This window comes from Micromonospora sp. NPDC002389 (genome assembly GCF_040296095.1).
Taxonomy (GTDB): Bacteria; Actinomycetota; Actinomycetes; order Mycobacteriales; family Micromonosporaceae; genus Micromonospora.
The window spans coordinates 52,703-61,811 of sequence record NZ_JBEOWP010000022.1 but is presented as its reverse complement, the minus strand read 5'-3'; the positions used below and the strand labels follow the sequence as shown (position 1 = coordinate 61,811).

The 9,109-nt window shown below is 68.8% G+C and carries 13 protein-coding genes; 7 read left to right on the top strand and 6 right to left on the bottom strand.

Annotation, left to right across the window (positions count from 1 at the left end; all coding sequences use genetic code 11):
* Positions 1 to 111 precede the first annotated feature (111 nt).
* Positions 112 to 420 (bottom strand): hypothetical protein, encoded by a 309-nt coding sequence (locus tag ABT008_RS28275; RefSeq protein ID WP_350700031.1) that lies wholly within the window; start codon positions 418 to 420, stop codon positions 112 to 114.
* A gap of 42 nt (positions 421 to 462) precedes the next feature.
* A complete protein-coding gene (locus ABT008_RS28270) occupies positions 463 to 981 on the bottom strand; it encodes a MarR family winged helix-turn-helix transcriptional regulator (RefSeq protein WP_350700029.1) in 519 nt (172 codons plus the stop codon).
* Between the two features lie 92 nt (positions 982 to 1,073).
* Between ABT008_RS28270 and ABT008_RS28265 the strand changes: the two genes are divergently transcribed.
* From ABT008_RS28265 to ABT008_RS28255, 3 genes are read left to right on the top strand one after another with little or no spacing between them, the layout of a single operon-like run.
* A complete protein-coding gene (locus tag ABT008_RS28265; protein WP_350700027.1) occupies positions 1,074 to 1,493 on the top strand; it encodes a Rid family hydrolase in 420 nt (139 codons plus the stop codon).
* Positions 1,400 to 2,122 carry an RHS repeat-associated core domain-containing protein gene (locus tag ABT008_RS28260; RefSeq protein WP_350700037.1) on the top strand — a complete coding sequence of 241 codons (723 nt, stop codon included), beginning with the start codon at positions 1,400 to 1,402 and terminating at the stop codon, positions 2,120 to 2,122. The genes ABT008_RS28265 and ABT008_RS28260 overlap by 94 nt, the downstream gene beginning before the upstream one ends.
* Positions 2,123 to 2,157: 35 nt before the next feature.
* Positions 2,158 to 2,325, top strand: coding sequence for a hypothetical protein (locus ABT008_RS28255; protein ID WP_350700025.1), 168 nt, complete (start codon positions 2,158 to 2,160; stop codon positions 2,323 to 2,325).
* A gap of 232 nt (positions 2,326 to 2,557) precedes the next feature.
* Here the strand turns inward: ABT008_RS28255 and ABT008_RS28250 are convergent, their stop codons facing one another.
* Positions 2,558 to 3,136, bottom strand: a complete 579-nt coding sequence (locus ABT008_RS28250) for a TetR/AcrR family transcriptional regulator (RefSeq protein WP_350700023.1) — start codon at positions 3,134 to 3,136, stop codon at positions 2,558 to 2,560.
* Between the two features lie 94 nt (positions 3,137 to 3,230).
* On the opposite strand from ABT008_RS28250, the gene ABT008_RS28245 reads away from it, so the two are divergent.
* Together ABT008_RS28245 and ABT008_RS28240 are read left to right on the top strand one after the other, a co-directional pair.
* Positions 3,231 to 3,896: a CatB-related O-acetyltransferase gene (locus ABT008_RS28245; protein ID WP_350700021.1), complete on the top strand. Its 666-nt coding sequence runs from the start codon at positions 3,231 to 3,233 to the stop codon at positions 3,894 to 3,896.
* A complete protein-coding gene (locus tag ABT008_RS28240) occupies positions 3,782 to 4,786 on the top strand; it encodes a Vgb family protein (RefSeq protein ID WP_350700019.1) in 1,005 nt (334 codons plus the stop codon). Before ABT008_RS28245 ends, ABT008_RS28240 begins: the two co-directional genes overlap by 115 nt.
* Positions 4,787 to 4,881: 95 nt before the next feature.
* Here ABT008_RS28240 and ABT008_RS28235 read toward each other — a convergent pair whose 3' ends face one another.
* On the bottom strand, positions 4,882 to 5,391 hold the full coding sequence (locus ABT008_RS28235; RefSeq protein WP_350700017.1) for a DUF4240 domain-containing protein: 510 nt from the start codon (positions 5,389 to 5,391) through the stop codon (positions 4,882 to 4,884).
* 207 nt (positions 5,392 to 5,598) lie between these two features.
* Positions 5,599 to 5,946, bottom strand: coding sequence for a hypothetical protein (locus ABT008_RS28230; protein ID WP_350700015.1), 348 nt, complete (start codon positions 5,944 to 5,946; stop codon positions 5,599 to 5,601).
* 107 nt (positions 5,947 to 6,053) lie between these two features.
* Here ABT008_RS28230 and ABT008_RS28225 point away from each other — a divergent pair, with 107 nt between their 5' ends.
* Positions 6,054 to 6,248: a helix-hairpin-helix domain-containing protein gene (locus ABT008_RS28225; RefSeq protein WP_350700013.1), complete on the top strand. Its 195-nt coding sequence runs from the start codon at positions 6,054 to 6,056 to the stop codon at positions 6,246 to 6,248.
* Positions 6,249 to 6,878: 630 nt separating this feature from the next.
* Here the strand turns inward: ABT008_RS28225 and pdxR are convergent.
* Positions 6,879 to 8,429, bottom strand: coding sequence for a MocR-like pyridoxine biosynthesis transcription factor PdxR (pdxR, locus tag ABT008_RS28220; protein ID WP_502890514.1), 1,551 nt, complete (start codon positions 8,427 to 8,429; stop codon positions 6,879 to 6,881).
* A gap of 58 nt (positions 8,430 to 8,487) precedes the next feature.
* Between pdxR and ABT008_RS28215 the strand changes: the two genes are divergently transcribed.
* The gene (locus ABT008_RS28215; RefSeq protein ID WP_131056307.1) at positions 8,488 to 9,099 is read left to right on the top strand and encodes a LysE family translocator; all 612 of its coding nucleotides are present in this window, start codon (positions 8,488 to 8,490) and stop codon (positions 9,097 to 9,099) included.
* The last annotated feature ends 10 nt before the right edge of the window (positions 9,100 to 9,109 follow it).

Here is a 9,109-nt window from a genome sequence, read left to right as displayed (position 1 = left end):
AGATGTACGGACGCGCGGGCTTCGCTCTCCTACGACACCGAATCCTGCTCAGCTGACCAGCACCCTCCGTCACCACCGAATGTGAGACAGAGCCGTTGGCGAGACAGGCCCTCACCAGAAGGGGACGTTCGCCATGCGAAGGCTGTTCGTGTCGGCCGTCGTGCGGACAATCCTTCTCGGCTGCGCCACAGCCGCCGGACTGAGCGACAATCTCGCCCGCTCCGCTACCGCGACGGCCTCCGACACGTCCCCCTGGTGATCGGTCGCGGCGGTCAACGACGGCATCGACCCCATCGTCTCCAACGACACCACGAACCGGTGCTGGGGCACCTGGCCGAACACCGGCGAGCAGACAGTCACCCGGACCTGGCCGTCCGCACAGACCCTGCGCTCCGCCGACGTGTACTTCTTCGACGACAACGGCGGCCCGACCGTGACGACGTCGGTCTGACGTGGATGCCGCTAGGGACCGGGCGTCTCCTCGGCGAGGTCGACCGGCCGCGCCCTGAGCTTGGTGGCGATCCGCATCAGTGCGCGTCGGTCGGCGGTGGTGAGGGGGTCGAGCACCCACCGCCGCACCGAGCGCACGTGTGCGGGGGCGGCGGTGACCACGACCTCGTAGCCGGCCTCGGTGAGGGCGGCGATGGTGTAGCGGCGGTCCGCCGGGTCGGGGAAGCGTTCGACCCAACCGCGCTGCTCGAACCGCTTGACGACGTTGGAGAGGCGGGACAGCGAGCCGTTGGCCAGGTAGGCGAGCTCACTCATCCGTAGACGTCGGTCGGGCGCCTCGGACATGTGGCTGAGGGTCAGGTAGTCGAAGAGCGTCAGGCCGGCCGCCTGCTGCAGGGACGCCTCCAGCCGGCCGGGCAGCAGCAGGACCAGCGAGGCAAGGCCGGTCCAGGCGTCCTTCTCCTCCGGTGAGAGCCAGAGCGCCTGGTCGGCGTGGTCTCCGTCGGGACCAGGGGTGGCGGTGGTTGCCATGCCGACACGATACCCAGCCGATAGCGGTTCATGGTTGAAGTGATTCCGTGCTACATTCGCTTCAAGAATGAAGTCATAGATGGGAGAAGACGATGACCGAGCCACAGTTCTTCGCCACGCCCGGATACGGCCCGTGGATGCTGGAGAACCGGCACTACCACCAGGCCGTCCGGATCGGTGACCGGGTCGACATCTCCGGCCAGGGCGGCTGGGACGACCAATTGACCTTCCCCGAGTCGATCGAGGAGGAGATCGTCCGGGCCTTCGACAACGTCGAGCGCACCCTGGCCACGGCCGGGGCTACCTGGCGGGACGTGGTGTCCGTGGACTCCTTCCACGTCTCGGACTCCCCCGACGTCCTCGGCGAGGTGCACGGCGAGGTCATGATCGAGCAGTTCCGCAAGCGAATGGGTGACCGATCGCCCATCTGGACCATGATCGGTGTCGCGATGCTGGCCGCGCCGAACATGCGCGTCGAAATCCGGGTAACCGCCGTCGTCGGCCGCACCTGACCGTTCACGAGCGACCCCCGACGACGCGAACCGGGTTCACCAAGTACGGCCAGCGCTGGTACAACCCCACCCAAGGCCGCTTCACCCAGCAGGACAACCTCAGCTTCATCGGCAACCCGCGCAACGGCAACCGGCATGCCTACGCCGGCTGCAACCCCGTGACGAACATCGACCCCACCGGCAAGGACTGGATCAGCACGATCGGCGAGGGACTGGGCGTCGGTCTCGCCTGCGCGAGCGGCTTCACGGTCGGCCTCTCGATTGCTCCCTTCGTAGCACCGTGGCTACCGGGTGCTGCCATTCTGCTACCGATCGCGGGATGCATCGCGAGCTACCTATCCTCAACTCTGACCGGGATTGACTTCCTGTCACCCGACCCCTCCGGCCCCAGACCGGCTGAGAGACACGGATCCTTGTCACGTCAGGAGCCATCGGTAGTGGACAGGTCCAACCAGCCATCGTTCTGGTACCAGGTCACCCTCGCTGTGGTCTGCGCAGGCGACGGAGCGCTCCTGTTCAACCTTGGGTATCGCACGCACGCGGTCGTGGCGCTGGTCGGCGCGACCATCTGGTTAGGGATGGCGGTCCGACGATTTACACCGGACAGCGAAAGGCAGGTAGGAACGTGAAAGAAGCCAGCCGTAGGACCATGCAGGTTCGCGGGGTGGTAATCCTCATCATCTCCGCGCTGATCGCTGCCGGCGCCGCCCTGCTGCTCGCCAACGCCGACGGCAACATCACCGCATACATCCTCGGCGGAGTTCTTCTCGCGATCATGCTCTATGTCATCGTCAGCGTCGTTGTGAATTGGAAGAAGGCGGTCGGAAGCTGAGGCATTGATGGCGCTGGCCGGTAGCGGCCTGCACCTCAAATGAGGCGTCTGGTCCCGGCACGTCGTCGGGCCTCCCTCAGCCGGACGTGCCTTCACGGCCCGACCCGGTGCGCGCTCATGCCGATGAGCGCGCGTCTGCATCACTGCCATGTGTCGATGGTCGAGCCCGATCGGTAGCCGCACGACATCGGCGAAGCACGTGGCAGCGCTGCGCTCGTAGGGCGGCGTGGTTCTATCGGTTGGTGAAGGCGCCTGCGCGGGCGGCGGTGGCCGCGCTGCGGGCGACAAGTTCGGGAAGGTGCGCGTCGGTTGCCGCTCGCATGAGTACCAGCTCGTGATACAGCGGAGCGGTGGCGGCGATGAGCAGCCGACGCGCATCGGTGCCGGCCGGTATCTCACCGCATTCGACGGCCCGTCGCACGATGTCGGCACAGCGGTCGTACCGGCCGGCCCAGAAGCCGCGCAGGGCCTCGGCGGCCTGCTCGGACCGGAACGACGCGGCGATCAGCGCGACGGTCACCGGGTCGGCGGTCAGTGCGGCATAAACCTCGTGGTTGACCGCGGTCAGGTCGCCTTCGAGCGAACCTGTGTCGGGTGGGCGCCATGCGTCGACGCTCGCCTCGTCCAAGATGTCGGCCAGCAGGCCACCGATATCCCGCCAGCGCCGGTACACCGTCGTGCGGTGCACCCCCGAGCGCTCGGCCACCACGTCGATGCTCAGGGAGTCGTAGCCGTGCTGCACCAGCTGTGCGAGCGCGGCGTCGAGCGCGCGGCGACGGACCGCTGCGCTGCGTCCGCCGGGCCGACGCACCCGGCCGGTCCCGGGCTCGTCGGAAAGATCGATTGTCGGTCGCGGCGACGCCATGCCACGATTTTATCGCTACAGTAGTAGCGTTTAACGAGCGGTGAGTTCCTTGACACCTGATCCCACGGCCCTTCACCCGGTGGCGGCGCATCCACGTGTGGTGTTCCTCAAGGCGCTGGTCACCTCGCCCAAGATCACCGTCGGGGACTACACGTACTACGACGATCCCGACGATGCGACCGGCTTCGAGCGGCACAACGTGCTCTACGGCTACGGACCGGAAAGGCTGATCATCGGCAAGTTCTGCGCGATAGCGGCAGGAACCCGGTTCCTGATGGCCGGCGGAGACCGCCCGGTCATGGGCCCGTCCACCTTCCCGTTCACCCTCTTCGGCGGCGAATGGGCCGAGCGGACCGTCGATGTCGTGAGCGCCATGCCCAGCCGCGGCGACACCGTCGTCGGCAACGACGTGTGGTTCGGCTACCGGGCCACTGTCATGCCGGGCGTACGCATCGGAGACGGAGCGATCATCGCGGCCGGCGCGGTGGTCGCCACCGACGTCCCGGCCTACACCATCGTCGGCGGGAATCCGGCGAGACCGATCCGGCAACGCTTCAGCGACCAAGACATCCACCGGCTGCGGCGGGCCGCGTGGTGGGACTGGCCCGCCGACCTGATCGACCAGCACTGCCGCACCCTGATGACCGGCACACCGGCCGAGATCGCACGTATCGCCATCGACAACGGACTGGAACGGGCCTCGTGACATCAGCCGTCATTCAGGAACACGCAGTGGCCGACGCCAGCGGCGGTCTGTACGCCGTCACCACCGGCCCCGACAGCGCACTGTGGTTCACGCTCGCCCACAGCGGCCAGATCGGACGCATGGTCCCCGGGGAGAGACCCACCACGTACCAACTCGACCCCGCCGGGCAGCCCACCATCATCGTCACCGGCCCCGACGGCGCACTGTGGTTCACCGAGTCTCGGGCCCACCGCATCGGCAGAATCACCACCGACGGCGAGACCACCCGATTCCCCGTCCCCAGCCGCAACGGCGGACCGTACGGCATCGCCCCCGGGCCCGACGGCGCCTTGTGGTTCACCGAGATGAACGCCGACCGCATCGGCCGGATCACCACCGACGGCGAGACCACCGATTTCCCACTGCCGGTCACCGGCGCCTACCCGTCGGCCATCACCGCCGGCACCGACGGCGGAATGTGGTTCACGATGAACCAGGCGAACGCGATCGGCCGGATCGACACGGACGGCGCCATCACGACGCACCCATTGCCGACGGAAGCCGCCGCCCCCGTAGGGATCACCGCCGGCCCCGACGACGCCGTCTGGTTCGTCGAGATCGCTGCCGGCCAGATCGGGCGGATCACCCCCGACGGCACGATCCACGAGTTTTCGCTGCCCGACCGCGCCAGCCGCCCCCACGCCATCGCCACCAGCAACAACGGCGACCTATGGTTCACCGAATGGGAAGGCAACCGGGTCGGCTCCATCACCAGGAACGGGAAGATCGAAGTCCATGATCTGCCCACCCCCCGCTCCGAGCCGCACGGCATCACCCTCGGACCCGACGGCGCCCTCTGGGCAGCGCTGGAGAACGGCACCCTGGCCCGCATCACCACCCCTGGTCGCTAATGGCGGCTGCGTCCCAATTGACCGCTCGGGCTGCAAATCCCATGATCGTCCGTACGCATCTGCCGCGTGACGTGCGCGCTTCCTCGTTGCCGTAGTCAGTCGTGGCCAGGCGGCTGAGTGCTGCGGCGCAATGGGCGGGTGATGGCAATGATCATCCTTAGCCAGAGTGGGAGCCGGCCGGAAGTGTCGTCGCCACTCCAGCCGGTGAGGTTGCTTCCGGACTCGTAGCTGACCGGTGACTCATGACGCCATGGCAAGCCGGTGCTGCGCTCGTACGCATGGGACGCGACGAAGAGAAGTGGTTCTGCCTCGCGCCGTGCGAAACGCCGAAGCTTGTGCGGATCGGCGAGCACTTCTTCGTAGGCCGCTCGTCCGGAGACGACTACGGCACAGCGGACGTAGAGGAACCAGTCGCCCCTGGCTCGGGCGGCACGGGCGTGAGCGTGTGTGTCCAGGCCGTGCAGCAGGGCGGCCAGGTGATCCTCGAATGCCTGGATGTCCGGCACCGACAGCGTTGCCAACTCGGCGGTCAGCCTGTCGAAGCCATCGTCGTCCGGCTGCGGCCCCATGGATTCGACCAGACGCCAGAACTCTTCCCGCTCCATCGCGAGATCCTCTCAGAAGCGGGTCACATACTTCTTCCAGGCTCGGTAGAAAGAGCAGGTCAACTGAGGTCCCGTCGCGGCTACGGCTCGTCGCATTGGGCCACGGGCGACGCCCATCCCTCGACGTGGTCAGGTGCGCACATCTGCCGCCACCCGTGCGCGTCACCCAACCTGAGCCACCATCCCTCGCGGGCATCCCAGGCGGCGTTAGTCCGGATCCTCGCATAGGACGCCGACGCTTGCGATCTCCCCGCGACGAACGAGCTCTCGGATCGCTGCGGTCATGGCTGGCACGCCCGGTTCCGGCACGATCAACTGGTCAACGGCCCAGAAGTAGCTGCCGCTCGCTACTTCACCGGTCTCCTTCCATCTCCCCAGCAGGCGGCGGACCTCCTCGACGGTGAAGATGCTCAACGCCCAAGTGCGGCCATCAGGAAGATCGACGAAGGCATCCACATTGGCTACAGACTCCTCTGTGTCCGTGTGGGGATCGAGAAAGAACCGTGCCACGAAGGTCGGTTCCTCGATGGTCACGTACGGATAGATGGTGTCCATGAGCGCTCATCATGCCGCACGTGAACGGCCCGGTCGGGATCTTGTCCGCATCCGCTTCTGCCGCGACAAGTGCATCGGGCGTGGGATCGGCGGTCTAGCATCGAGCGGTGAATTCGTCCCTTGACACCTTGCCGAAGATCGGCACACCCGCGACGCGGGCGCTGGACGCCGCCGGCTACACCGCGCTACGCCAGCTCGCGGGTGTGCCGCGCGCCGAGCTTGCCGGGTTGCACGGCATGGGGCCGAAAGCACTGGACATCATCGAGGCCGCCCTCGAACAGCACAATCTTGGGCTGAGCTGACGACGGCCTGACGCGACGTGCTAACAACTCCTAACTGAATGAGGTTGGGCGTTACCGCAGGGACGTGAGGATTGTTCGAGACTGCTTCACGTAGTCAAGAAGGCGGCCCAGCCGAAGCCGGGCCGCGCGCACACGCTCAAGGCCTACGGCCCCGGGCGCACGCCTAGCAATACCGAACACACGCCCGCACGCAGAGAGATAAGCGCCCGCCATGGCGGGAAGCCCGGGATCACTGCCGCAACAGGCGCAGCAATCCCGGACCACATCGACCAGGGTTAGAGCGTCGCGATCCGGACTCCCCCTACCTCTGTCTGAGCGTGAGGGTTGCCCAGACCCGGCTGGTGCCGATCGGGTCGATCGTGCGCGGGTTCACCGGCACGTCGAGCACGACCAGGTGCGCGCCCTCGTTCTCGCCCCGGCCCGGGCGAGATCAGGTCCCGTACCGCGTGCTCGCCCTGACTGTCGTCGCCACCGGGCTCCGGTGCTCCCAGCAGCCCGCCCGGCGACCTCGGCCGGAAAAGGGCCGCCCTGCCACTCGATCTCCCAGGTCCGGCAGCCGCTACCGGGCCACCAGTCGAGACGGGTCGCGCCGTTGAGCGGCGAGCTTCCCCGAGCCTCGTTCGTAATGATTCAGCGCAGCGCGGCGGCCACGGTGGCGATGCCCTCCTCGATGGCCGAGGCGGAGTTGGCCGCGTAGCCGAGGACCAGGCCGGGTGGGTACGGCCGGCGGCAGTGCCAGGACAACGGCTGCACCTTCACCCCACGGGCGAGAGTCGCCGCCGCCAACTCGGTGTCCACCACGTTGCCGTCCAAAGTGACCGTCAGGTGCAGCCCGGCCGCTGCCCCGTGCACGGTCGCCCTGGGCAGGTGACGTGCCAGGGCGGCGATCATCGCGTCCCGGCGGCGTACGTGCCGGCGGCGCAGCAGCCGCAGTTGCCGTTCCAGCGCCCCTGAGGTGATCAGCTCGGCGAGGACCAGTTGCGGCAGAATCGCGTTGCCCAGGTCGGCGTTGCGTTTGGCGGCCACCACGGGGTTCCGGTACCGGCGGGGCACCAGCAGCCAGCCGATCCGCAGCGCCGGGGCGAGCAGCTTCGACACGCTGCCGGCGTAGCAGACCCGCTCCGGCAGGGTGGCCCGGAGCGCGGGCACCGGCGGGCGGTCGTAGCGGTGCTCGGCGTCGTAGTCGTCCTCGATGACCAGACCGCCGCTGCGGGCCCAGTCGGCGAGCCGGCGGCGCCGCTCGCCGTCGAGCACCACACCGGTCGGGAACTGGTGCGCGGGGGTGAGCATCACCGCGGGTGCCCCGCTGGCGGCCAGTTCGTCCACCCGCAGTCCGGCGGCGTCGACCGGGATCGGCACCGTGTCGAGCCGCCAGTTGTCGAGGTGTTGCCGGACGCCGAGGGAGCCGGGATCTTCCACGCCGACCGTGGTGATGCCGTCGTCCGGCAGCACCTGGGCGAGCAGGCCGAGCGCCTGCGACACCCCGGTGGTGACGATCACCTCGGCCGGGTCGACGCTGATCCCCCGGTTGAGGGCCAGCCACCCGGCGACGGCGCGGCGCAGCGTCGGCGTCCCGCACGGGTCGCCGTAGCCGAGGTCCGATGCGGCCAGCCGCCCCAGCACCACCTTCTCGGCCCGCAGCCAGGCCGCGCGGGGAAACGCCGCCAGATCGGGTACGCCGGGTGTCAGGTCGATCCGCGCCGGGGCGGTACGTACCGCGTCGAAGGCGTCCGGGCCGGGTACCTGCGGGAACAGGACGGTGTCGTTCGACGATCGGACACCGGGTGTCCCCGAGGTCCGCCCACCGCGCCCCGTCCCGGCGCCCGGCGGCGCCGCGACGGGGGTGGCGACCACCACGGTCCCGGCACGGCCCCGGCCGGCGAGGTGCCCGTCCTCCACCAGGCGCTGGTACGCCTCGACCACCACCCCCCGCGACACCCCGAGGTCGGCGGCGAGTACCCGGGTGGCGGGCAGCCTGGCGCCGACCGGTACCACCCCGTCGCCGATCGCCCGGCGTAGCCGGTGGGCAAGCCAGGCCGCCCGCCCACCCGCCGGAGCCTGCCCGATGTCGAGGTGCAGGAAGTCCGACCCGGCGTTGACCGGGGGCCCCGCCACGACCGGAGGCGTGACCTTCCTTTCGGTTATGGACCCGTCGGGTGGGGCTGTTTTGGCACTGTCCATCGGACCATTCTGGCGGCAGGGTTGCCGGTGTGCCATCACCGGACCAGGGAGCAACCTCGTGACCATCGCGTTCCTGTTGACCACGCTCGTCGTGGTCGTCACCCCGGGCGCCGGGGTGCTGTTCACGCTCTCCGCCGGGCTGACCGGCGGGCGCCGGGCCGCCCTGGTCGCCGCGCTGGGCGGCACGCTGGGCACGGTGCCGCACCTGGTGGCGGCCGTGACCGGGCTCGCCGCGCTGCTGCACTCCAGTGCGCTCGCCTTCGACCTGGTCAAGTACCTGGGCGTGGGCTACCTGCTCTGGCTGGCCTTCGCCACGCTGCGGGACCGGGGTGCGATCACCGTGGACGACACCTCCCCCACCCGTCCGGCGGGCAAGGTCATCGTCTCGGCGGTGCTGATGAACCTGCTCAATCCGAAGTTGACGATCTTCTTTGTGGCGTTCCTGCCGCAGTTCGTCCACCCGGAGACGCCGGGCGCCCTCGGCCGGATGCTCGGGCTCGGCGCGGTGTTCACCGCCACCACGCTGGTGGTCTTCGTCGGCTACGGCCTGGGCGCCGCCGCCGTACGCCGACGAGTGCTCGACCGCCCCCGGGTGGCCGACTGGTTGCGCCGGTGCTTCGCCGGGTCGTTCCTGGCGCTGGGCCTGCTGCTGGCCCGCGCCGAGGCGTGAGGAGTCGAGG